Source organism: Thioalkalivibrio sp. ALJ1, assembly GCF_000745395.1.
Classification (GTDB): domain Bacteria; phylum Pseudomonadota; class Gammaproteobacteria; order Ectothiorhodospirales; family Ectothiorhodospiraceae; genus Thioalkalivibrio.
The window spans coordinates 44387-66675 of record NZ_KN050684.1 but is presented as its reverse complement, the minus strand read 5'-3'; the positions used below and the strand labels follow the sequence as shown (position 1 = coordinate 66675).

The 22289-nt window shown below is 64.4% G+C and carries 21 protein-coding genes and 2 pseudogenes; 9 read left to right on the top strand and 14 right to left on the bottom strand.

Going from position 1 to position 22289, the window contains the following annotated elements:
- Nucleotides 1–32: 32 nt before the first annotated feature.
- Complete coding sequence (locus F462_RS02670) at nt 33–1502, bottom strand: RimK family protein (RefSeq protein ID WP_038051387.1); 1470 nt, start codon at nt 1500–1502, stop codon at nt 33–35.
- Between the two features lie 2 nt (nt 1503–1504).
- The gene (locus F462_RS02665; protein WP_038051386.1) at nt 1505–2611 is read right to left on the bottom strand and encodes a peptidase C39 family protein; all 1107 of its coding nucleotides are present in this window, start codon (nt 2609–2611) and stop codon (nt 1505–1507) included.
- 300 nt (nt 2612–2911) lie between these two features.
- Here F462_RS02665 and F462_RS02660 point away from each other — a divergent pair, with 300 nt between their 5' ends.
- From F462_RS02660 to F462_RS02650, 3 genes are all read left to right on the top strand, one after another.
- Nucleotides 2912–3526, top strand: a complete 615-nt coding sequence (locus tag F462_RS02660; protein ID WP_018141786.1) for a BMC domain-containing protein — start codon at nt 2912–2914, stop codon at nt 3524–3526.
- A 1-nt stretch (nt 3527) separates the two neighbouring features.
- Complete coding sequence (locus F462_RS02655) at nt 3528–4106, top strand: NUDIX hydrolase (RefSeq protein WP_018141785.1); 579 nt, start codon at nt 3528–3530, stop codon at nt 4104–4106.
- Between the two features lie 72 nt (nt 4107–4178).
- Nucleotides 4179–5441, top strand: a complete 1263-nt coding sequence (locus F462_RS02650) for a TlpA family protein disulfide reductase (RefSeq protein WP_018875192.1) — start codon at nt 4179–4181, stop codon at nt 5439–5441.
- Between the two features lie 247 nt (nt 5442–5688).
- Here the strand turns inward: F462_RS02650 and F462_RS02645 are convergent, their stop codons facing one another.
- The 6 genes from F462_RS02645 to F462_RS02620 form a co-directional block, all read right to left on the bottom strand.
- A complete protein-coding gene (locus F462_RS02645; protein ID WP_018875193.1) occupies nt 5689–6363 on the bottom strand; it encodes a rhodanese-like domain-containing protein in 675 nt (224 codons plus the stop codon).
- Between the two features lie 116 nt (nt 6364–6479).
- Nucleotides 6480–8420 (bottom strand): putative bifunctional diguanylate cyclase/phosphodiesterase, encoded by a 1941-nt coding sequence (locus F462_RS02640; RefSeq protein WP_038051385.1) that lies wholly within the window; start codon nt 8418–8420, stop codon nt 6480–6482.
- On the bottom strand, nt 8413–8961 hold the full coding sequence (locus F462_RS02635) for a heme NO-binding domain-containing protein (protein WP_038051384.1): 549 nt from the start codon (nt 8959–8961) through the stop codon (nt 8413–8415). Before F462_RS02635 ends, F462_RS02640 begins: the two co-directional genes overlap by 8 nt.
- A gap of 104 nt (nt 8962–9065) precedes the next feature.
- On the bottom strand, nt 9066–10358 hold the full coding sequence (locus tag F462_RS02630; protein ID WP_208854122.1) for a TlpA family protein disulfide reductase: 1293 nt from the start codon (nt 10356–10358) through the stop codon (nt 9066–9068).
- An 86-nt stretch (nt 10359–10444) separates the two neighbouring features.
- Nucleotides 10445–11956 carry a GGDEF domain-containing protein gene (locus F462_RS02625; protein ID WP_051918104.1) on the bottom strand — a complete coding sequence of 504 codons (1512 nt, stop codon included), beginning with the start codon at nt 11954–11956 and terminating at the stop codon, nt 10445–10447.
- A 69-nt stretch (nt 11957–12025) separates the two neighbouring features.
- Nucleotides 12026–12259: an ATP-binding protein gene (locus F462_RS02620; protein WP_038051382.1), complete on the bottom strand. Its 234-nt coding sequence runs from the start codon at nt 12257–12259 to the stop codon at nt 12026–12028.
- A 117-nt stretch (nt 12260–12376) separates the two neighbouring features.
- Here F462_RS02620 and F462_RS02615 point away from each other — a divergent pair, with 117 nt between their 5' ends.
- The 5 genes and pseudogenes from F462_RS02615 (at nt 12377) to F462_RS02595 (ending at nt 17048) form a co-directional block, all read left to right on the top strand.
- Nucleotides 12377–13693, top strand: a complete 1317-nt coding sequence (locus F462_RS02615; RefSeq protein WP_038051381.1) for an MBL fold metallo-hydrolase — start codon at nt 12377–12379, stop codon at nt 13691–13693.
- A 236-nt stretch (nt 13694–13929) separates the two neighbouring features.
- Nucleotides 13930–14541, top strand: a complete 612-nt coding sequence (locus F462_RS02610) for a TetR/AcrR family transcriptional regulator (protein ID WP_038051380.1) — start codon at nt 13930–13932, stop codon at nt 14539–14541.
- Nucleotides 14542–14568: 27 nt separating this feature from the next.
- On the top strand, nt 14569–15060 hold the full coding sequence (locus F462_RS02605; protein WP_038051379.1) for a DsrE family protein: 492 nt from the start codon (nt 14569–14571) through the stop codon (nt 15058–15060).
- A gap of 58 nt (nt 15061–15118) precedes the next feature.
- Nucleotides 15119–15619: a DsrE family protein gene (locus F462_RS02600; protein ID WP_038051378.1), complete on the top strand. Its 501-nt coding sequence runs from the start codon at nt 15119–15121 to the stop codon at nt 15617–15619.
- A 389-nt stretch (nt 15620–16008) separates the two neighbouring features.
- Nucleotides 16009–17048: pseudogene (locus F462_RS02595) on the top strand (GGDEF domain-containing protein).
- Nucleotides 17049–17096: 48 nt separating this feature from the next.
- Here the strand turns inward: F462_RS02595 and F462_RS02590 are convergent.
- From F462_RS02590 to F462_RS02575, 4 genes and pseudogenes are all read right to left on the bottom strand, one after another.
- Complete coding sequence (locus F462_RS02590) at nt 17097–17864, bottom strand: ABC transporter permease (protein WP_038051377.1); 768 nt, start codon at nt 17862–17864, stop codon at nt 17097–17099.
- Entirely contained in the window at nt 17861–18829 is a 969-nt protein-coding gene (locus F462_RS02585; RefSeq protein ID WP_038054784.1) for a daunorubicin resistance protein DrrA family ABC transporter ATP-binding protein, read from the bottom strand. Before F462_RS02585 ends, F462_RS02590 begins: the two co-directional genes overlap by 4 nt.
- Nucleotides 18830–18889: 60 nt before the next feature.
- Nucleotides 18890–19292 (bottom strand): annotated as a pseudogene (mscL, locus tag F462_RS02580) (large-conductance mechanosensitive channel protein MscL).
- 72 nt (nt 19293–19364) lie between these two features.
- Nucleotides 19365–19712, bottom strand: coding sequence for an antibiotic biosynthesis monooxygenase family protein (locus F462_RS02575; RefSeq protein ID WP_038051376.1), 348 nt, complete (start codon nt 19710–19712; stop codon nt 19365–19367).
- Nucleotides 19713–20005: 293 nt separating this feature from the next.
- Between F462_RS02575 and F462_RS02570 the strand changes: the two genes are divergently transcribed.
- The gene (locus tag F462_RS02570) at nt 20006–21337 is read left to right on the top strand and encodes an ethylbenzene dehydrogenase-related protein (protein WP_038051375.1); all 1332 of its coding nucleotides are present in this window, start codon (nt 20006–20008) and stop codon (nt 21335–21337) included.
- Nucleotides 21338–21595: 258 nt separating this feature from the next.
- Here F462_RS02570 and F462_RS02565 read toward each other — a convergent pair whose 3' ends face one another.
- Together F462_RS02565 and F462_RS02560 are read right to left on the bottom strand one after the other, a co-directional pair.
- Nucleotides 21596–21898 carry a DUF3817 domain-containing protein gene (locus tag F462_RS02565; RefSeq protein ID WP_018141767.1) on the bottom strand — a complete coding sequence of 101 codons (303 nt, stop codon included), beginning with the start codon at nt 21896–21898 and terminating at the stop codon, nt 21596–21598.
- An 87-nt stretch (nt 21899–21985) separates the two neighbouring features.
- Nucleotides 21986–22264: a hypothetical protein gene (locus tag F462_RS02560; RefSeq protein ID WP_018141766.1), complete on the bottom strand. Its 279-nt coding sequence runs from the start codon at nt 22262–22264 to the stop codon at nt 21986–21988.
- Between the last annotated feature and the right edge of the window lie 25 nt (nt 22265–22289).

The window sequence follows — 22289 nt, the reverse complement described above, 5'->3', positions numbered from 1 at the left end:
CGTCCATTATACGGGCCTTGCCCAGGCCTGAATCAGCGTTGGCGCAGGTGGTCCAGGCGGCGGATGAGGTCCTCCAGGATGCGCTGGTAAAGCCGCTCGCCCAGTACGGCATCCTCAATCCCGGCATCCAGATTCGGGTTGTCGTTTACTTCGATGACCACCACCCCATGTGCGGTCTGTTTCAGGTCCACGCCGTACAGGCCGTCGCCGATCCGGTTAGCGGCGCGCAGCGCGGTCTTGATCACGGTGGGCGGGGCCTCCTCGATGGGCAGGGTACGAAAGCCGCCTTCACGGGCACTGCCCTTGGCCGCGTGGTTCACGATCTGCCAATGCTTGCGCGACATGAAGTACTGGCAGGCGTACAGCGGCTGGCGGTTCAGGATGCCGATGCGCCAGTCGAACTCGGTGTAGGTGAATTCCTGCGCCAGGATCAGGTCGGATTCGCGGAACAGGCCCCGTGCGGTGGATTCCAGCTCGTCACGATTTTCGACCTTGAACACCCCGCGCGAGAACGAGCCGTCCGGGATCTTCAGGACGATCGGGTAGCCGATCGTCTCCTCGGCGGCGAGCAGGTTGTCGCGACTGACGATCAAGGTTCGTGGCGTGGCAATCCGGTGCGCGGTCAGCAGCTCCGCCAGGTAGACCTTGTTGGTGCAGCGCAGGATGGAGTCGGGATCGTCGATCACCACCATGCCTTCGGCCTCGGCCTTGCGGGCGAAACGGTAGGTGTAGTGATCGATGCGCGTGGTTTCGCGGATGAACAGGGCGTCGTACTCCGCCAGCCGCGTGAGGTCGCGGCGTTGGATCAGTTCCACCTCCAGGCCGAGGGCGCGGCCGTGGCGAATGAACTGCTTGAGCGCGCCACGGTTGGACGGCGGCAGTGCTTCCTCCGGGTTTTGCAGGATCGCCAGGTCATAGCGCGCGCCGCGCGCTCCGCGACGCTTGCGCCAGCGGCGCGCCAGATACCCGTCCAGGGCGGCGAAGAAGGCCTCCTCCTGTTCGCTGGTCAGGTCTTGCAGGGACAGCGGGCGCAGGGCCTCGATCCGCCATTGCCCGGCCAGCCGGAACTCGACCCGGAACATCGGGGCGGGAAAGATGGCGAACAACTGCTGGGCGATCTCCTGCATCGCTTCGGGGATGCAGTGACCGAAGAACACGATCATCTCGAAGGCGGTCGCCTGCAGGCTGGCGCGCCGGCCGAGCACTCGGGCCACCTTGCGGTCGATATCGCCGGTGTCCAGGCTGTAGATCGATTTGCGCGACAGGTCCTGCAGGGTGCGTACCGTGGGCACCACCCGGTGATGACGGGCCTCGGCCAGCAGCGAGCAGTAGTATCCGACACTCAGGTAACGGTGCCCGCGGCACAGGTTGATGACCCGCAGGGGCGGCCCCTCGGTGACCGGCGAGTGGGCCAGGTAGTCGCGTGCGAGCATGACCGGGTAGTCCGGAAAATGCGGCTTCCAGTCCTCGGGTTGTTCGATCAGCAGCAGGTGGTTGGCCATGTTCAGGGCAGCGTGTCGGGTCGCGGGTAGAGGATCAGGACGGCCCTGAGGCCGGCCTTGCCGTAACGCGCCATGCGGTTAAAGTCCCGGCGTGGAATCGGCATGTTGATGGAGTCCAGGGGGATTTCGTCGTTGTTGTGGTCCACATACGGGTCGTGCATGTAGACGTAGTGCTCGTCGAAGCCGGTGATTACAACCCAGTGTGGAAATTTCTCGCCATAGATACGCCAGGAGCTGATCAGCACCACGGGCACGCCGCCATCGTCGAAGCGGGCCTTCAGGTTGTCTACCGACAAGGTCCCGTAGGTCAGGGGCAGGCCCAGAGTCTGGATCTCCTCCAGCATGTCCTCCTGCACCAGGCGCATCACCTCTTTCTTCTCGGGGCTGCGCACGGAATCCAGCAAAGGCATACGCTCGTCGTTGATGACCAGCTCCACGCCGAAGCCACGGTGGGCGGCGGCCAGCGCCAGTCCGTACGGGCCGCAGCCGCCATGGCCGGAGGTCATGTAGATGGTGGTGGCCTCGCGCCACAGGCGCAGTTCCAGCTTCCGGTCCAGCTCCAGATTGGGGGCCAGGGCCTTCATCGCCATCATGATTGCAGCCGGCCCACAGGTGAAGTCCTGGGTCTGCTCGTAGAACGGCACGCGGACCATTTCCTGATCCAGATGCGGCGCGAGCGATTTCTCGTAGCGCCAGGCATCCATGTGGTCCGCGTAGTAGTCGCCGTACTCCCCGATACGGCGGTAGCCGAGTGCCTCGAAGAGGCCATTGGAAGCGGGGTTGTCCTTGCGCACCTCCAGTCGCAACCAGGCGCACTCGTGTTCGCGCGCGGCCTCCTCCGCCGCGGCAACAAGCGCCCTGGCCAGGCCTTGTCCGCGTGCCTCGGGGCGTACGGCGATCGAGTACAGCCGTGCCATCGAGGTGCCGCGGCTGAACAGCAGCAGGACATAACCCACCAGGGTCGCGTTCTGTTCGGCCACCAGGAGCCGGGCGTTGGCCCGTGTCAGCATGTAGCGAAACTGGCGCCGCGAGAGCCGGTCGCTGGCAAAGGCTTGCTCCTCCAGCGCCACCAGGGCGGGCAGGTCATCAAGCAGGGCGGTGCGGATCATAGTCGAAGTATGGCAGTCGGGCGGGGGTATACAAGTGATTTCGTGGGGGGTGCCTAACGGGCCCGGGGCGCTCGTTTCTGAAGGTCGCAGCATGGTGGGCGTGGCCTGTCAACGTTGAGCTTCGGGGCTGGGGCGTCCACAATAGCGCCCGTTGTCACGGCCGGGCCGCATCCCGCGGGTGCTGCTCCTGGCCGTTTTCGTTTGCGCCCGGTACGGGCTGCCCTCCCGCTGGCGGGGGCGGCCTGATTCGACGGGCCCGAGGAAGCGCCGAGCCATCGGTGCCTCCCCATTGGCGGATTCATGATCAAGCTGCGCACCTACGTCTACATGGATTCCCTCCAGCCACAGCTGGCGGAATACATGGCTACGGTCTCCCAGGGCTTTCTGCCCGTGCCGGGGGACTCGTGCCTGTGGGTGGAGGTGTCGCCGGGGATGGCGGTCCACCGCCTGACCGACGTGGCGCTGAAGGCGACCAATGTGCACCTTGCGCAGCAGGTGGTGGAACGCGAGTTCGGCTCCATGGTGATCCATCACCGCGACCAGAGTGAAGTACAGGAAGCGGGGCGGGTGTTGTTGCAACGCCTGGGTGCGAGCCAGGAGGACCGTCAGCCCTGCCGCATCCCCTGGCAGGAGACCATCCGGGGGATGACCCCTGATCACACGGTGCTGATCAACCGCCAGAACCGCCGCGGCAACATGATTCTGCCGGAACAGAGCATGTTCATCCTTGAGGCGGAGCCGGCCGGGTACATCATCTACGCCGCGAACCAGGCGCTCAAGGCCGCCCATGTCTCGCTCATCGATGTGCGCGCGGTCGGGGCCTTTGGCCGTCTGACGCTGGCTGGCACCGAGGGCAACGTGGACGAGGCCGCGCGCGCGGCGATCCACGCGCTGCACAACCCCGCGGGTACCTGAGATGCATCGCGCCCAGCTACTGGATCTGCTCGCGCGTCACCAGACGCGGTTCATTGAGGAGACCGGCTTCGTGCGTCGGGCGCTGGAGTTCGTCAGCGAGCAACCGGACTGCTTTCATTGCGATCTGCTACCGGCCCATGTGACCGGATCGGCGTGGGTGGTCAGCCCGGATCGCGAACAGGCGCTGCTCCTGCTGCATGGCAAGCATCACCGCTGGTTCCAGCCAGGTGGTCATGCCGATGGCCAGGCGGACATCCTGCAGGTGGCCCTGCGCGAGACTCACGAGGAGACTGGCCTGGCCCCCGAGCAGATTCGGCTGGTGGCGGAGGACATCTTCGATCTCGATATCCACACCATCCCGGCCCGCCCGGATTTTCCGATGCACGAGCACATCGACGTGCGCTTCCTGCTGGAGATCGATAACCACCTGCCGGTGCCCGGCAGCCACGAGTCGCACGACATCCTGTGGGTCCCGTTGCAGCACGTATCGCGCTACAACAACAGCCGTTCGCTGTGGCGCATGGTGGAGAAGACCCGCCAGCTACGAACCTGGCAGCATATCCATCCGAGCCGGCGCTAACCCGGCATTCCGGACGGGCGCTGTCACGCGCTATAGTCGGGTTCCCCTCCCCGAGCTGCTGGTCTCTACCGCATGAAAACCGCCTTGTCCCTGGCCCTTGGGCTGTGGTTGCTCCTGAGCGCCGGGCTGCCGGCTGCCGCGGTCGAGCCGCGCACCCAAAGTTTCACCGACCCGGAAGGGGTCGAACTGGAGGTCACGGTGTTCCCCGCATCGGGCGAACGCCTGTATCTATGGCTATTGCCGCAGGCCGGCGAGCACCCCAATCATCGGGTCCTGGGCCAGACCCTGGCGGCGGCCGGCGTCGAGGTGTGGCAGGTGGACCTGCTGGATGCGCACTTTCTCCCGCGTACGAACGAGAGCATGCGCAGCCTGGACGGTGTCTCCGTGGCCGCGTTGTTGCGCGAGGCACACGCCCAGACTGGTAAGGAAGTGATGCTGGTGGCGTCCGGGCGGCCTGCCCTGATCGCGCTTCGGGGCATGCGCCAATGGCAGGAGGACGCGCCAGAGGGTGATTACGTACTGGGCGCTGCGCTGGCGTTTCCCAATCTGATAACCGATACCCCGGTGGCGGGCGCGCCAGCGGTGCGCGAGGACGTGGTGCGAGCCACTAGCCTGCCGGTCTTCTTGCTGCAACCCACGCAGGGCGTGTACCGATGGCACCTGAACGACATCCTGGCCGACCTGCGCCAGGGCGGGAGCCCGGTGTTCGTGCAGATGGTGCCTCAGGTGCGGGATTTCTATTATCTGCGCCGTTCCGATCCCGCGCCCGAGGAACAGGTGGCGACCGACCAGCTACCCTCGCAGTTGCTGCAGGCCGGGCGCCTCCTGGCGAGTGTTCCGCGTGCCCGGACTGCGGCGCCTTTGCCGGAGGATACGCCTCGGGTCGAGGCCGGACGTGGCCTGGTGGAGCGCGATCGCGCGGCGCCCATGGCGGACTTCACGCTGACCGACCACCTGGGCGATGAGCAGTCGCTGTCCGATTACGCCGGGGACGTTGTGCTGTTGAACTTCTGGGCAAGCTGGTGCCCGCCCTGTGTCCACGAGATCCCGTCGATGAACCGCATGGCCGAGACCCTGGGCGCGGGGTTCTCGATTGTCTCGGTCAACTATCAGGAGAGCGCGGAACACATCGCGACGTTCATGGACGAGGTACAGGTGGATTTCCCGGTGTTGATGGATTTCGATGGCCGCGTGGCGGCGGGCTGGCGAGTATTCGCCTTCCCCAGCTCGTTCATCCTCGACCGTGGAGGGCGCATCCGGTATTCGGTCAATAGCGCGATCGAATGGGATGAACCGGGCGTGTTGGCCGATATCCAGGAGCTGATGGACGAGTAGGCCTAAGCCAGGGGTCCGGCGCGCGTTGCGAGCGCCCGTTTTTGATCAACAACGGGCGGCCGAGCCCGCTCTTTCAATCACGTGTCGGGTTGGTGCCCCCTGTTCCCTGATCCTGCGTTGCGCCCCAATCCATCAAAAACGGGCGGGTAGAACCACCACCCGCTGCACGACGCGCCTTGTCTCGGAACGCTTTGTCTCGAAAAACTGGGGGGCGCCAACGCGGACGTGCGATTCAATCAGCATCTCCCTAGTCATCCGTCACGCCCTCTACCGTGGTCAGGCCAAAGGCATGCCATAGCTGCATGCCACCGCGGTACCACTTGATGCGCTCGGCGGGGTAGCCAAGGTTGGTCAGGGTGCGGATGTTGGTGGGGGACTGGCCGCACCAGGGTCCGTTGCAGAACAGCACCAGTGTCTTGGCCTGGCTGAAGTCGTAGAAGTCGCCATCGAAGACCACGCCAAAATCGTCGGTCAGCACGTTTCGTACATCCTCCGGATTGGCGCCCGACGCGAAGTGCAGCCGGTCCCAGGGGATGTTGATGGCGCCGGGGATCGTACCGCGGCGGTATTCGCGCGGGGTGCGCGAATCGATGATCAGAAGATCGTCGCGCTCCGTGGTTTGCTGGAGATAGTCGATGAACTCCAGTTCGCCCAGGGTCTCGACCCCGCGCCCGAGGCTCATCGGTTGGATGCAGAAGGGCGGGCAGGGGCGCGCGATCTGCGCATAGTCGAGGTCGATGGTCGCGAAGGTGTCCTGATCGCGGGTGACCGTCATGCGCTCATCGCCGTGGCGTACTTCGAACTCGGCCATGTCGGAGGTGATACCCACCTCGGGTTCGGCCGGCGCTGGGCCTGCGAGCCCCAGCGCAGCGGCGAGCAACAGACACTGGGCGGCATGTCGGATCGTGATGGGCGAGTTCATGGTGTACTCCCGGGCAAGCGTGCCTTCTTCAAGCGTAGTCGGGCCGGGCCGCTTGCGTGTAATAGTCCGGTATTCGGGTAGGGATCGATTGGCTGCCGGGATGGAGCGGCCGGGTGCTATTGAGGATCGTTTCCGGGGATGTAACCCGGGCCACGGGGCCATGCCAGGCGGGCCCACAGCTCGTCGCCAGGCATCGCGCGGCCATAGTGGTAGCCCTGGCCGTAGGTGCAGCCAAGCGCGGCGATCAGGCGCGCGATCTCGGGGGTCTCGATGCCTTCGGCCGTTACTGCTAGTTCCAGCGCCTCGGCAATCCCGATGATGGAGCGCACCAGGTTCAGGTGATGCTTTTGGTCGGCGACGCCGAAGACAAAGCTCTTGTCGATCTTGAGGGTGTCCAGCGACAGCCACTGCAAGTAGCCCAGCGAGCTGTAGCCGGTACCGAAGTCATCCAGTGCAATCGCAATGCCACGTGCGCGCAGTGCGGCCATGCGCGTGCGGATGTGTTCGTCGCCTTCCAGATAGACATTCTCGGTGATTTCGAGACAGACCCGGTCGGCGGGCAGGCCGGTTTCCGCCAGGATCTGATCGAGCGTGCCGAGGATGCGGTCATCCTGTAGCTGGACGGGGGACACGTTGACCGAGATCCGTTGCAGGTCACGGCCTTCATTCAACCACTGGGAGGCATGTTGCAGGGCGGTGCGTAGTACCTGGGTCCCCACCTCGTGCATCAGCCCCAGGCGTTCAAGGATGGGAATGAAGACATCGGGCCCCGGCGCGTCCGGCATCTGCCAGCGTAGCAGGGCCTCGGCTCCGATTACGCGCTCGGAAGGCAGCTCCACCAGGGGTTGGTAATACGAGGCAAATGCGCCTTGTTCCGCAGCGGCACGCACCTGTTGTTCCAGTTGCCGGCGCTGTTCGTTGCGCTGCGCGAGCGCCGGGTCGTAGGCCACCAGGCGGTCGCCACCCTCGGCCTTGGCCCGCTGCATGGCCGTCTCCGCGCAATGGGCAAGACCCTCGGCGTCGCGGGCATCGTCCGGGTAGATCGCGACACCGGCGCTTTGCGTCGGCGTCTGCGTGGCCCTCTTCGGGTTCAGCGCCTCCGGGGTGAGATTGCGCAACAGGCGCTGGCCCAGCGTGGTGATGTCTTCGGAATCGCCCAGGCCATCGAACACGATCATGAATTCGTCGCCCCCCAGCCGGGCGACGGTGTCGATATCGCGTATGGACGACTGGATGCGTTGTGCCAGTTCCACCAGAAAGGCGTCACCGGCGCGTGTACCCGCACTGTCGTTGATGTCACGGAAGCGGTCGACGTTGATCGCCATGACGGCGACCTTGTGCTGCTCGCGCCGTGCGCGGCGGATCGCCAGATCCAAGTGGTCGAATAGCTGGGCACGGTTGCCGAGCCCCGTCAGGGGGTCGTGATAGGCCATGTGTTCGATCATGCGGCGATCGTGTTCGCGCTTGTATACATAGCCCAAGGTCTGGGCGATGCCTTCGAAGAATTCGCGGCTGAGTGCCTGATCGCGATCCGGGACGTTGGAGAAGGCCTCGATAAGCCCGAAACAGCGACCGTGCACGCTGATGCTGCAGATGCAGCAATGCTGGAGGCCGTGGCCGCTGGCCGAGGCGTCAGCGGCAAAAGGAGGTTCCTCGAAGAATTCGCAGCGCACACCGTTGGCCTGATTCAGGAGTTCCTGGCCGCAGGTCGTCCAAGGGGCTTCACGGGATGCATCCGAGCCGGTCAGATGATCCACCCATGCTACGGCCGACAGCCGGTCTGATGGGTCGCGATAGAAGATGTGGGCGCACTTCCACACCGTATGCTCGGTGAGGCTGGCCAGCCCCTGGCGGGTGGTCTCTTCGATATCGTTACTTTCATTCGCGCGTGTGGCGACCTGGAGTATGCCCTCCAGCTTGATCTGTTCGCGGTAGAGCCGGCGGGTGGCGTCTTCGGCGATCGTTTCGGCTTCGCTGCGGGCCGTGCGTTCACGCGCGAAGCGCCGCTCCAGGCGACGCCAGGCGAGGGAATCGCCGGGGGTGGCCGGATCAGCCAATGGACCCCTCGGCGCGTATATCGAACAGGCAGCGGGCATCGCCCCGGTGCACGCATTCGTGGTGTTCGACGCGCAGCGTCTGGCCGTAGCGATCCCCGGCACCCAGCATCAGTCCGTGCGCCAGGGAACACAGTTGGCGCTGGGAGTCGTATTCCATGATCAGTTGGTCTTCGGCGACCCTGTGATAATGGAATATGGGCACGATGGCCCCCGGATACAGCTTGGTCACCTCTGGATGGATCACGTCGTTCAGGGCACGTAACAGGGCGATGGTGTCCGGGTAGTCCTCGAATACGCCGGGGTAGATGCTTTCGAAGCGCGGCAGCATCTCGCGGCCGATCCAGCGCAGGCAGGTGGCTTCGTCCATGCCGGTTGTGGCACTGGCGGCCTCTACTAGCTTGAGCATGTCGGTGTCGTCGTAGTTGCCAAGCGAGGTGTAGGCCCCGCTGAGCTTGGCATGATCGAGCAGGTCCTCCCAGGTGTCCGTGCCGTAGTGCTCGGTCACGATCTCCTCCAGGACATTAAACACAACTCCCTTCATGCGTGGGCTTCCCTGTGGTTTGGCAGCGTAATGCTGTGTGCAGAGTAAAGCATTGACCCGGTGGGCAAACAGGTGCGAATCGCAGGGGCTTTGCGCGGTATGGGTCAGGCCTCCTCGTCTAGCAGTTCGCGGATTTGTTCGATGACGCCGGTCTCCATCCACTCGATGGCGCCAAACAGGTAGTAGCGCAGCCGGCCCTGGCGGTCGATCACGTAGCTGGTGGGGAAGGCCATTGCACGCCATTCGTCGAGCGAGTTTTGTTCCGGGTCGAGCAGGATCGTGAAATCGGTTTGAACTTCGTCTTCGATGAAACGCTGGATGGTGTCCTCGTCCTCGCCCAGGTTGACGGCGAGGATGCGGAATCCGACTTCCCGCAGTTCATCTTCGAGGCGTTGCATGGACGGCATCTCGTGTACGCAGGGCGGGCACCAGCTGGCCCAGAAGTTCACCAGAATCACCTCGCCGCGGTAGTCCTCCAGACGTTGGAGGTCGCCCGCCAGATCGGGGTGCTCCAGTGGCGGGGCATCCACCGGTTCGTCCAGCGTATTCAGCTGTGCATCACTGCCGCTGGGTGTCCGCACGGTCAGGTCGGTGCCCGCCGCGGCCACGGCGGGAACGCGCTGGTGGGGCAGGCGGGTGAGCAGGTCCATGCCGAACACGATTTCTCGGTGAAAGGTCTCGCTGGCGAGCCGCTCCTCGGCAGTGGCGTCGGGCCGGAAAAAGAAGCGGTCGCGGATCTCGGGCAGCAGTCGTGCGCCTACGCTGCTGCCGCCAGCGGACAGTCCCACCTGGATGCGTCCAAGATGCTGGCGTTGGGGCGACAGGGCAGGCTGCAGGATATACACGGGCAGGTTGGTGAGCTCGACGATGGCCTGCAGTTCGGCTGCGTCGGTGTCCGCCCCGGTGTGCAGATAGGGGCTGGCCATTAGGAGCCCGGCGAGGTGTCCGGCTTCCGGATGGGCTTGTTGCCATTGGTAGAGGCCGGTCAGCAGCCAGGGCATGGCGCGGTCGTGGCCAAAGACGAAAAGGGGTCGGTCGGTGTCGTCGTGGGCCGCCTCGATCAGGTCGGGGACGGTGGCCAGCGGCATCTCGTTGAAGCTGGATGCCGCCTCCGGCAGGAAGTGCCCGGTGAACGGGTCGACCAGCCAGACCTCGATCCCGGCAGCCTGCAAGGCCAAGGCCTGATCGCGGTGACCGTCCTGCACGCCGTGTTCGGACGGGAACCAGAGCAGCACTGCATCGCCGTCCGTGCGGTAACGTTCAACCGGGATATCGCCATCCCCCGCCGCGATGGTGGTGGCCGACTCGACGGCGCCGGTGGGGGTGTCGGCATCCTGCGCCGTGGCGAAAGGGGCGATCGCGAGAAAGGGGAGCGCTAGCAGGAGCGGGGTGGTCATCCAACGGGGCATTCAACCGGCCTTTTGGTCGTCAGGTCTCCGGAGTAGACGCGCGAATTCCGGGATTTGCTCCCTGGGGCATGTAATCAATTCTCCGAGTTCGACGAAGGCGCGGCGTGGTCGTCGGCGATCACGTTACGGGCACGTCCGCTGCTCTTCGCCGCATAAAGCGCCCGGTCGGCTCGACCCAGCAGGTCATCCGGCGTATCGCCTGCGTGGAAGCTGGCGATACCGGCGGAAAAGGTCTGACCATAGGGGACGACTGCCCGCAAGCGTTGCAGCAGTTGGTCGCACTGCTGGGTGTCGATGTGGGGAGAGATCAGTACAGACTCTTCGCCCCCAAAGCGGGTCAGCACATCGGTGGGGCGCAGGTTCGGACGCCAGGCATGCACTATCTCCTGCAGCAGGGCATCCCCGGCGGAATGGCCGTGGGTGTCGTTGAAACGTTTGAAACGGTCGAGATCGAGCAGCGCCACATTGAGTGAGCCCTGGGTGCGCTCGGCGCGGGCGATCTCTCGACTCAGTTGCTCTTCCAGCTGGCGGCGATTGCCGGCTCCGGTCAGTGGATCGGTGCGCGAGAGGTGCTCCAGGCGGTGGGCCTGCCGATGGCTCTCGCGGAGCATCCCGGCCATGCGGTACAGGACCAGCACGAACATCAGGATGGAGGCAATCGCGGCGACGCGGATGGTCTCCATATCGTCACCAGCCGTGAACAGGATGATCATCGGCACCAGGACCACGGCGGCACCCAGCACAAGTAGCCGCCGGCCGGAGACATCGGCCGCCGATGTACGCACCTGGGGTTCGATCTGCGCCGAGGGATGCCATACGGCCGCCACGATCAGGGTGTAGGCGATCAGCCAGCCGGCGTCCGTCAACCCGCCCGGGGCGTACCAGCCGGTGGCGTTGCCATGGGCATACAGCAGATCGGCGGTCAGGTAGGCGAGCATGCCCAGGAGCAAGAAAACGTGGGCGGTGAGGTGGGCGCGGTGCAGGAACAGCAGACGCAAGACCAGGGGTAGCAGGATCAGGTCCGCCACCGGGTAACCGGCGGATACCAGGAGTTGCAGCCAGCTCAGACTTGGGTCGTAAGCGTACGGGGCGATCAGTAAGGCCCATGCTAGTACCGCCGCTGAGATTCCGATTATCAGGGCATCCACAAAGGCCCCGTCCGCCCGAACGTTCCGGTCGCCCAGGCGCCAGAGAGCGACGACGAACAGTGGATAGACCAGCAGGTAGAAGATGTCTGCGGCCGAAGGGAACGGTTCCAGGCCCTGCAGGTCCAGCCAGTACCAGATGCCGTGGCCGATGGCGGCCAGGGCCAGGGCAATGGCGATCAGGCCCCAGCCACCTGCGGCGAAGGGGCGCGGACGGTGCAGTGCGGCGAGGCCCGCCGCCAAGGCGGCCCCGGCCGTCAAGAGTACGTAGAGGGTGCTGGTTAACAGCCCGTGGGGTAGCACGACGTAGCTGGCCGTCAGGATCAGACCGATGGGCAGCAGCAATCGCCAGGCTAGTGCCCTTGCGAAAAGTTCGCTACCCCAGGATGCCGTGCTTGTCGAGCGCGCAGGGCCGTGATCCACGCCAGCCTGTTTCTCCATTCCGAATAATGGTGACAGACCGGGACAGCATTGTCCCGCCCAGCGGCGGGAATGCTGGGTGCGGGCGCGCTACAAGCCGATCAGTTCGGCATGCACGCCGGAGGCGGTGACCTTGTCCAGCAGCTTTCGGCTGTTAATCCGTTCCGGGTCGTACTCCACCACCATCAGGTGCGGACGTTCATCGTGACTGGACGCGGCCATTACGCCCGGGAGCTCGCGCAGGGCGTCCTGGATGCGCTCACGCGCGGAGTGATCGGTGTCTTCGTCGATATGGATGGTGACATCCGCCATGTGGTTGCTCATTGGGGGCTCCTTCGACCGACGGGCCGTGTGCCTTTCCCTGAATATAGACCTTGCAAGCGGCGGCTCAACCAGTGGGCTATGGTGAGGAGATAGAAAAAGTACCGAAGGAGAGAGAGGATGCGAGCGATCTGGCTGGGGCTGGTCCTGGTCGCGGTGACAGGCACCGCGCAGGCCGAAGAATTGACCGGGGAGCGGCTGATCGAGGCGGCCAATGCCGAGATCACCAACATCGACAAGGAGGGGCTCCAGGACCTGATCGCCAACGAGCCCGATCACGTGGTGATCGACGTGCGGACGCGTACCGAGATCGAGCACACCGGTGGCCAGATCCGCTCCAGCGAGACGCTGAACATTCCGCGCGGCTGGATCGAGTTCGAGGTCCGCGGCGAGATCCCGGACAAGGACACCCCAATCGTCGTCTACTGCGGCCAGAACCTGCGCAGCGTCGCCGCCGCGCAGACCCTGCAGCAGATGGGCTACACCAACGTGCACAACTACCCCGGCGGCTTCTTCGAGTGGAAGGACGCTGGCCTGCCCCTGTACGTGCTGGACAAGGCACGGGACTCGTTCCTCTACGACCGGCCGCGGAAGGTCACCGAAGGGGTCTGGTCCGCGATCGGCGCCACCCAGCCCTCCACCTACGAGAACTCCGGCCATAACAACAACCTGTCATTCATCATCACCGATGATGGCGTGGTGGTGATGAATGCCGGCGACAACTACCTGCTGGCCAAGTCGCTGCACCACGAGATCAAGCAAATCACCGATCAGCCGGTGAAATACGTGGTGCTGGAGAATGCCCAGGGCCACGCTATGCTGGGCATGACCTACTGGCAGGAGCAGGGCGTCCGGGTGATCGCCCACAATGATGCCTGGCGCGAGATCGAGGCTAATGGCCAGGCCAGTCTGGAAGGGGCGGCCAATCGCACCCGCGAGAAGGCCTTCATGACCGAACTGGGAATCCCGGACATCACCTTTGCCTCGCGTCTGGATCTGGAGATGGGTGGTGAGACCATTCAGATCCTGTACCTGGGTCCAGGCCACGCGCCGGGCGATATCGCCGTCTTCGTACCCGATCGCAGCACGCTGATCACTGGGGACCTCGCCTTCCATCAGCGCATGCTGCCGATCTTCGACTACACCGATACCGCCGGCTGGGTCGAGACCTGGCACAAGCTCGAGGCCCTGGACGCGGACTACATCATCCCCGGCCACGGCGAGCCGGTGAACGATTTCGAGGCCCTGCGCCGCTACACCCATGACTACCTGGTGTATCTGCGCGAAGAGGTCCAGCGCATCCTCGATGAGGGCGGCACGCTGAACGATGCCTACAACATCGACCAGACCGCCTATCGACACCTGGACACCTACGGCGAACTGCACCGCCAGAACGCCGGCCGCGTGTTCCGCGCCATGGAGTTCGAGGACTTCTGATCGCAATCCGGCAATGCCTCGTCCTGGCGACTACACCCCGTCATTGCGAGCGCAGCGAAGCAATCTACATCCGAAACCCAGGCCGCCAATCCCGGGCCTGGCCCTTCTCCCGCGTATCGGTCGGGCCTCCGTAACGCGCAGGCTAGGCTGTTTCTCTGCCATGCCACGCGGCCAACGTATGGCATTTCCCATATCGTCGCGCTAAATTAGAACGAACGTTCGGTTCGGTATTGACGATGACGGAAAACCCCAAGCCCTCGGTACGCGGTGCAGCCCTGCGCAAGCTGGTGTTGGACACCGCGTTAGAGCGCTTCAGCCGTGATGGCTATTTCAACACCTCGATCCACGACATCCGTCGCCAGGCCGATGTCTCTATTGGCTCGATCTACCACCACTTCGGCAACAAGGAGGCGCTGGCCAAGGCCCTGTACGACGATCTGCTGCAGCGCATGGACGCCGGTCTGGCCGATGTCATGCAACGCGAGAGCGACTGCCGTGCGCGCTGTGACGGGATCATTGCCTTCATGTTCGATGCCTCCACCGAGGCCCCTCAGACCATGCGCTTCGTGCTGGAGGCGCGGCACCGCGAGTTTCTTCCCAACGAGCCGCCGGTGTGCTCCTCGCAGCCCTTTCTGCGCATGCGCGAATGCATCGAGCAGGGCATCGAGAACGGCGAGGTGCGCCCGATGGAAGTGCCGGTGGCGGCCACCGCTGCGTTCGGAGGTGCGATTCGCCTGCTGCACCTTCACCTGGACGGCGCTCTGGAACGCCCGCTGGAACACTACCTGCGCGAGACGCAGGAAGCCGCCTGGCGTGCGATCGCCATGACCCCGGCAGACCCACTGTAAGTCCACTTATCCCCTGGAGAATCCCTGATGAAGATCGTTAGTTCGCTGTTCCTGCTGCTCGCCCTGTCGTTGACCACGCTGAGTGTTCAGGCCGATGCCCCCACCGATGCCCGAGCCCTGGAGGGCGTGGATCAGGCTCGTGTGGTCTTTGATCTCAACAACGATGACCCGGAGGTCATGGCGCTGTACCTGATGGTGATCCGCGAGACGTTCGAAGACCTGACCGATCAGGGCGTGGAGCCGGACATGATCCTTACCTTCCGTGGTCGGGCCGTGACCATGGTCAGCGAGGATCGCGAGCGCTTCGAATTGACCGAGTTCGACCACCTGGACGCCATCGAGGACCACATCGCGGCGTTGCAGGAGAAGGGTGTGCACCTGGAGTCCTGCTCCGTCGCCACGCGGTTGTTCGGAGTGGATCACGGCGAGCTACTGCCCGGCATCGAGCCGGTGCGCAATACCTTCGTCTCGCTGACTGGGTATCAGGCCCAGGGCTATGCCGTGATCCCGATCTACTGAGCGTCCCGGTCCGATAACAAAACAAACGGACCACCACCCCAATAGGAGGAGTCTCACCATGCGAAAACCAATACTGATCCTGTTACTGGCCGTGCTCCTGCCGTTCGGGCTGGTCTCGAAGGCGAGCGCCGAAGGCCTGGATAACCGCGAGGCTACGCAGGGCATCGAGACCATGCGCGCCGTCTACGACATGCGCAAATCCGATCCGAACGTGATGCTCGCCTACCTGCGCGGCATCGCCACCAACCACGAGAACCTGGTCAAGGAAGGCGTGGAGCCCGACCTGCGCATGGTGTTCATCGCCGAGGCGGTCAAGTTCATTACCACCGATCCGGAGCCCGAGATCGCGATTGATCACGGTGACACCCTGGAAGAGATCGCCAAGGCGGTTGAGCGACTGGATGAGCTGGGCGTGAAGATGGAGGTCTGTGCCGCCGCGACCCGCGCCTACGGGGTCGAGAACGATAAGGTTCTGGACTCGATCAAGCCGGTGCGCAGCGGTTTCATCGCCATCATGGGCTACCAGAATCAGGGCTATGCCCTGGTACCGGTCTACTAAGTACGACCGGTTAGTACGACCGGACCCCGCACACGGGGTGTGTCTTGTCGTCGCAGGGACGCGGCGACTCTTTTGCCTGCAACGCTTCGCTGAAGGGTTCGCCAACCCGCGTGAGATTCCACACCTGGGGCTTGGGGCAGGGCTTCCCTGTGGCGCTCGCATGCCGTAGCGGTTCGTATGGCACGACGTCCCCCGACTTGGCGCTCTACTTTTGCGGTAGCATATTGCGCGAAAGGTGGTTCCGGCCCGCAATGACCTTGACGGGTTGTGCCACCACCCATGCGCAATGCCAAACGGTTTCGTGCACCCAATTGATTTCGCACCGTTGGCGCGGCGAATGATCGATTCTGGACGCCGGCGGTATCCTCCGACCCGACGAGATCAGCGCCATGACCAGCGGTCGCGATTTGCTTGAGGGCCTGGCCCATCTTACGGGCATCCGCAATGCCCAGCGTCTGGAATGCAGTCTTCTCAAGACGTTGGACGGCATCTACGAGTCTGCCCATATCTGGGCGATTGCGCTGGATGCCGAGGGCCGACCCAAGAGCTTGCACTCCTTTGACCGCAAGCACGATGCCGTCACCACGATCCCGTTCGATCGGACACATCAGCCCCTGCCCGATGGGCTGCTGGAGCAGGCGTTGCAGACCGGGGAGGCGGTTGCGGATATCGACGACGCGGGCCGCCGCGTGTCGGTCTTTCCAATGTCCGGGCTCAACGAGTTCAGTATCTGTTTGGCATTTGCGTTCGAGGGCGAGGAAGCCAGCGAGTCGCTCGATGGTTTGCTGGTGAGAGCTTCCTCTCCGTGTATCGCAATTTCGTGCGCCTGATTGATGATGCCCAGACGGATGATCTGACCGGCCTGCTCAACCGCAAGACCTTCGACGACAATTTCCGCGAACTGGCCACGCTGGAGCGCAGTGTCCATCGGCCGGGTCTGGTCGAAGATCGCCGCCAGGAGCCCAACCCCGACGAGACTCAGATCTGGCTCGGCGTGATCGACATCGACGACTTCAAGAAGATCAATGACAGCTTCGGCCATGTGTACGGTGACGAGGTATTGATTCTGCTGGCGCGGCTGTTGCAGCAGAGATGCCGCGAGCATGACTTGATCTACCGCTTTGGCGGGGAGGAGTTCGTGGTGCTGGCCGAAATGGCGGGTGCCGACATGGCCGCCGCGACTTTCGAGCGTTTGCAGCGCGCCGTCGCCGACTACACGTTGCCGCGCGTCGGCTGGGTCGCGACCAGCATCGGGGTCACTCAACTGCGCCCTTACAAGACCGCCAGTGCTGTGCTGGACGAGGCGGATCAGGCCCTGTACTACGCCAAGGCCAACGGCAAGAACCAGGTCTGGCTGTACGACCGCCTGGTCGCCGCCGGCGCGATCCAGCGATCCACGATCCAGACGGGTGACATTGAGCTGTTTTGAGCAGGCCGCGGCGGGGAGCAGCAGGCCATGGTCGGGGGATGAATTGTACTACCCGCGCGCCAGACGGCGGTTCAGGGCATAGACCGACAGGGGTGCGAAGACCAGTGCGATCCCCAATGCCCAGGCCAACGACCAAAGGGCGGGCTCCAGCGCGGGGCCGTCGGCGTTCATCAGGCCGCGGGCGGCATCGGCCAGTAGAGACACCGGGTTCGCCTGCACAAAGCCCTGCAACCATCCGGGCATCGTATCCACCGGCACGAAGGCGGAACTGACAAAGGTGATCGGGAACAGCGCGGTAAAGCCGAACAGCTGCACATGCTCAGGGTCGCGTGCGAGCACGCCGACCAGCACCATCACCCAGGAAAACGCCACCGCGAAGCTCAAGACCAGCGCGACCATCGCCAGCAGATGGGCCCAGGATGTCTCCAGACGAAAGCCCAGCAAGAAGCCGACGATCAATAGCAGCGCGATACACAGTACTTGCTTGACCACGTCGGCGAGGATGCGTCCGGCCAATGGTGCCCAGCGCGGGATGGGCAGGGCGCGAAAGCGATCGAACACGCCGCGGGTCAGGTCCGTATTCAGGCCGTGGCCGACATAAACCGTCACGAACAGCATGTTCATCACGATAACGCCCGGTAGCACGAACGCCAGGTAGTTCTCCGGCGAGCCGGCGATGGCCCCACCGAACACGAACAGGAATAGCACCAGAAACAGGATCGGCTGGATGCTGTAGTCGCCCAGTTCCCACGGATTGCGGCGCACCTGAACCAGGCTGCGCCAGGCGAGCGCCAGGGTCTGATCGATCGCCTTCATGCCGCGTCCTCCGCACCCTGGGGCTGTTCGCGGCTGGCGCCGCTGCGTCCGGTCAGGGACAGGAATACATCATCCAGGCTGGCGCCGCGCAGACCCAGCTCCGCCACCTCGATATTCTGGGTATCCAGGTCGCGCAGGACGGCGGGCAGCAGGCCCGGATCCGACACGGGGACGCTGATCGTTTCGCCCTCCACGACCGGCATGCTGCCCGTGACCGCGGCCACTCGTTCGGCGGCCATCGCCGCCTGCTCCGGGTGGGCCACCATCAGGAACAGCGTGCGCCCGTCAACCCGCGCCTTCAGCTCGGCGGCCGTGCCCTTGGCGATGACGCGGCCGTGGTCTAGCACCACGATGGAGTCGGCCAGGGCATCGGCCTCCTCCAGATACTGGGTGGTCAAAAGCACCGTGGTGCCGTCGCTCTGAAGCTGGCGGACGCGATCCCAGAGGTCGCGCCGGGCCCGAGGGTCCAGGCCGGTGGAAGGCTCATCCAGAAACAGGATGCGCGGGTGCCCGACCAGGCTTGCGGCCAGGTCGAGCCGCCGCCGCATCCCGCCGGAATAGGTTTGCGCAGGGCGCTGCCCCGCCTCGCGGAGGTCGAAATCGGCTAGCAGCTCATCGGCGCGGGCCCGCGCATCGCGGCGCTTCAGGCCCAGCAGGCGTCCGATCAGGATCAGGTTCTCGCGCCCGGTCAGCTTTTCGTCCACCGAAGCGTACTGGCCGGTCAGGCCGATGATCTCGCGCACCCGTGTGCCCTCGCGGGCCACGTCGAAGCCGCCCACCCGAGCCGCCCCGGCGGTGGGCGTCAGCAGGGTGGCGAGCATCCGCACCACGGTCGTCTTGCCGGCCCCGTTGGGGCCCAGAAGGCCCAGCACGCGCCCCGTTGGCACCCGCAGCTCGACACCGTCTACGGCCCTTGTGCCGCCAAAATCGCGCACCAGACCTTCTACTTCGATGGCATTGCCCAAACGTTCCTCCAGAGCCGTTATTGCATTGGGATCCATCTGGCCGCCCGGACGCCTGCCGCGTTACCGCGTCTTTAGCAGGTCACGGATCTCGGCCAGTAGTCTTTCCTCGTTACTGGGAGCGTCGGGTTCAGCGGCCTTCGGTTCTTCACTTGTGCTGCAATCGGGCGATCATCTTAATGGCCGCAAACTCTACGGCCGCGATGATCAGGAAATCCACCACGCGCTTGATGAAGATCCCGTAAATGACGGTCACCGCGGCCATACCGTTCTCCGCCTCACGCAGCACGAACGCCAGCTCCGAGAAATCGACCCCGCCGATCAGCAGGCCGATCGGTGGCATCAGTACATCCCCCACCAGTGAAGCCACGACCTGACCGAAGGCGATACCCACGATCACGCCCACGGCCATATCCATCACATTGCCGCGCGCTACAAACTGCTTGAACTCGTTCGCTATGCCCATCTCCCTCGCATCATCAAAGCAAAAGCTATAGTCCAGCGCAGGGGGCGGTGCGCAGGGCGACGGTCGCAGGGGTTAGGCACCGTGGGCGTTGCGTGAGTCGCCCGGCGCCTGCTCGCGGTCGTACAGGCCGTAATCACGCACGACCTCGGCCACGCGCAGGCGATAGTTGGCGAAGATTCCGCTGCGCCCGGCCGCCTGTACCTGACGATGCTCTTCCAGATTGCGCCACTGGCTTACGGCATCCTCGTCGCGCCAGAACGACAGCGACAGGACCTTTCCGGGCTGGCTCAGGCTTTCGAAGCGCTCGATGGAAATGAAGCCCTCCACGTCCTTCAGATGCTCGCGTAGCTGGGCGGCTGCATCGAGGTAGTCCTGCTTGCGCTCGGCGTGCGGTTCCACTTCAAAGATCACGGCAATCATGGCGGTTTCGCTTTCAGAAAGACGAGGAGCCGATTAAACCACGCGCGCAGGCGCAAGGTGTGGCCACGCCCGCCTGCGGATGCTCGGGCGCAAAGCCTCTCATCGATCAGTGTTTCCTAGGTCTCCTTGAGTGAGGGTGCGTCGAGGGTGTGCGGGTCCGGCCGGGTGCGGGTGCCAGCGCTGCACGGCCTCTGGCCGTGATCTATGTCGGGACACCCGGCAGAAACCTGCTAATTCCCTTGTGGTCGTAGGGAGTTCAAAATATCTTCAAATCCATATATAGGAAGAGCCACATGAAAAAATCACTGATGGCCCTTGCGGTCGCCGCCGCCTGCCCGGCTCTGGCACTGGCCGAACCCCGTCTCGTGGACACCGATCGCAATGTCTTTATTTCCGCCGAAGAGGATGCCCGCGCGGTCCTGCGGGTTGCCGCGGTCTATAACGACGAAGACTTCCGCATCCACTACGAGTATGAGACCGATACCCCCAGCTGGTATCACCAGGTCTGGCGCTACGAGGATGGCGAGTGGGTGCGCTACGGATCCGGCGGCCCAGGGCCGGACGAGCACGGCCTGTACGAGGACCGGATCTCCATGATGCTGGACGACGGCAAGGTGGAAGGTTTCGACCGCATGGGCGGGTGGATGACCGCGCATGACGGTATGCGCAGCCTGACCTCCGAGGTGGACGCGGATGCCGTTCGCGAGCATCCCAAACTGGGTGGCGACCTCGGGCGCAGCGACGTGCGCAAGTACCTCCCGCAGACTCGCGTCACGGACGATCCGGAAGAGACCTCCTGGGATCAGGTTGCCGATGATGACGCCTTGGATCAGTTGCAGTCCGATGGCGTGTTCCTCGATCTGTGGCAGTGGCGGTCGCACCGCAGCCATCCGATGGGCCATGCGGACAACAACTACGTGCTGCACTACCGCCTGTCGTCCGAGGGCACCAGCATGTTCACGACCAACTGGGACGACGACGCCGATCAACCCGCCTGGATGTTCGATCCGGAGAAGGTCGGAGCCCCCGCCCTGGAGTGGGAGGCCCTGATCGCCCGCGAGTACGGGCAGGACGACGCCTATTACATCCACGAGGGCAACGCGGTCGCCTTTGATCCGGACCACGACTGGCAGGAAGGCGACGTGATCCCGCAGCGGTTCCTGCAAGAACCGAGCGGCAGCCGCGGTGCGATCCGTGCCGATGGGGGCTACGAAGACGGCGCCTGGCGGATTGCGCTGACCCGTTCGCTGAAGGCCCCCAACGACCATGACAGCAAGACTCTGGAACCTGGCGAGTCCTACAACGTCGCCTTTGCGGTTCACAGTGCCGCGGGCGCGCGCTGGCACCTGGTTTCGCTGCCGATGACCCTGGGGCTGGAAGACGGGGAGGCCGACATCGTGGCCCGGCGCGTCGACGGGGATCTGGATGAAGCCGACCTGGAATGGACCGAGGTCGAGGTGTTCTACCCCGGGCAGATCACCTATCAGTTCCTGCACAGCGACAACCATCCTGGCCGCGAGTTGGTGCGTGAGGGCGAGCGGGGTGTGCGTGATCAGCACGATCTCGACACCCTGCCGGACTTCATTGTCGATATGGAGCAGCAGCTCCTGCACGACGCGGACTGAGCCGAGCCGGCGCGGATCGGCGCCGTGTGTGCTCAGAACAGGCGCGCTCAGAACAGGGGCGCGTCCGACGCCCTTGCGCCACCCGGCGCGCAGGGTAAGGCACACGGTCTGACGTCGGGTCTCCCGTCCTTCGGCGTCCCGGACACCGCGCAGCGGTGATCCGGGGTCTCGGCCGCAGGGATAGGCCTGGTCGCCGGGCAATGCCGGCGCGGGAGGTCCCGGCTCTGCGCTTTGCTGCGGCCGGGGTGATGACGGGTGTCAGGCTGTTTCGGCCTTGCCGCTGGGGGCGGTTTCGCGCCGGATCAGGTAGTCCACGTAGAGAAAGCCGAAGGGCACCACGCCGAGGAACAGCACCAGCAGCCATTTCCAAACCGGCCAGCCGCTCAGGTGGCTGGCCATCACCGACGCCGCGCCGTAGACGATGAACAGGATGCCGTGGACCCAGCCGACATAGGTCACGGCCAGAGGCATGTCCGCGTAGGTGCGCAGCGGCATCGCGATAAACAGCAGGGTAATGAGCGACAAACCCTCGAGAACGCTGATCAGGCGGAAGAATTTCATGGGCGGGACCGGTGGATCGGGAAACGCGGCGGAGGGTAGCACGAAGTGCGAAAGGCGCCACGAAATGGACCCGGCAGTGTGGTTGGGTTAGTCCTTGCGCTGGTTGCGCGCGGATTGTGCGTAGCCCTTGGCCCGGGTGCGGATCTCCTCGAAGAACAGCGCCTCCCAGCGGGTGTTGCGCTCGTCCGGGGATAGCGAGCCGTCGGCCTGCTCGTCTTTCAGGCGGGTATCGGCCGCCGCCTCCGCATCGTCCAGGATCTGGCGAAAGGCCTCCTTGGCAGCCGCCGCCCTGGGATCGACACCGTTACGCTTGAGCACGTCGGCCAGTAGCGTGCCGCCCTTTTTCCACTTCGACCAGAGTCTCATGCGACCTCCCGGGTAAACGCCGGAC

Excerpts from the sequence above, each read along its gene's own strand:
- F462_RS02670 (WP_038051387.1), bottom strand. The coding sequence starts at position 1,502 with ATGGCCAACCACCTGCTGCTGATCGAACAACCCGAGGACTGGAAGCCG.
- F462_RS02665 (WP_038051386.1), bottom strand. The coding sequence starts at position 2,611 with ATGATCCGCACCGCCCTGCTTGATGACCTGCCCGCCCTGGTGGCGCTG.
- F462_RS02660 (WP_018141786.1), top strand. The coding sequence starts at position 2,912 with ATGATCAAGCTGCGCACCTACGTCTACATGGATTCCCTCCAGCCACAG.
- F462_RS02655 (WP_018141785.1), top strand. The coding sequence starts at position 3,528 with ATGCATCGCGCCCAGCTACTGGATCTGCTCGCGCGTCACCAGACGCGG.
- F462_RS02650 (WP_018875192.1), top strand. The coding sequence starts at position 4,179 with ATGAAAACCGCCTTGTCCCTGGCCCTTGGGCTGTGGTTGCTCCTGAGC.
- F462_RS02645 (WP_018875193.1), bottom strand. The coding sequence starts at position 6,363 with ATGAACTCGCCCATCACGATCCGACATGCCGCCCAGTGTCTGTTGCTC.
- F462_RS02635 (WP_038051384.1), bottom strand. The coding sequence starts at position 8,961 with ATGAAGGGAGTTGTGTTTAATGTCCTGGAGGAGATCGTGACCGAGCAC.
- F462_RS02630 (WP_208854122.1), bottom strand. The coding sequence starts at position 10,358 with ATGACCACCCCGCTCCTGCTAGCGCTCCCCTTTCTCGCGATCGCCCCT.
- F462_RS02625 (WP_051918104.1), bottom strand. The coding sequence starts at position 11,956 with ATGGAGAAACAGGCTGGCGTGGATCACGGCCCTGCGCGCTCGACAAGC.
- F462_RS02620 (WP_038051382.1), bottom strand. The coding sequence starts at position 12,259 with ATGAGCAACCACATGGCGGATGTCACCATCCATATCGACGAAGACACC.
- F462_RS02615 (WP_038051381.1), top strand. The coding sequence starts at position 12,377 with ATGCGAGCGATCTGGCTGGGGCTGGTCCTGGTCGCGGTGACAGGCACC.
- F462_RS02610 (WP_038051380.1), top strand. The coding sequence starts at position 13,930 with ATGACGGAAAACCCCAAGCCCTCGGTACGCGGTGCAGCCCTGCGCAAG.
- F462_RS02605 (WP_038051379.1), top strand. The coding sequence starts at position 14,569 with ATGAAGATCGTTAGTTCGCTGTTCCTGCTGCTCGCCCTGTCGTTGACC.
- F462_RS02600 (WP_038051378.1), top strand. The coding sequence starts at position 15,119 with ATGCGAAAACCAATACTGATCCTGTTACTGGCCGTGCTCCTGCCGTTC.
- F462_RS02590 (WP_038051377.1), bottom strand. The coding sequence starts at position 17,864 with ATGAAGGCGATCGATCAGACCCTGGCGCTCGCCTGGCGCAGCCTGGTT.
- F462_RS02575 (WP_038051376.1), bottom strand. The coding sequence starts at position 19,712 with ATGATTGCCGTGATCTTTGAAGTGGAACCGCACGCCGAGCGCAAGCAG.
- F462_RS02570 (WP_038051375.1), top strand. The coding sequence starts at position 20,006 with ATGAAAAAATCACTGATGGCCCTTGCGGTCGCCGCCGCCTGCCCGGCT.
- F462_RS02565 (WP_018141767.1), bottom strand. The coding sequence starts at position 21,898 with ATGAAATTCTTCCGCCTGATCAGCGTTCTCGAGGGTTTGTCGCTCATT.
- F462_RS02560 (WP_018141766.1), bottom strand. The coding sequence starts at position 22,264 with ATGAGACTCTGGTCGAAGTGGAAAAAGGGCGGCACGCTACTGGCCGAC.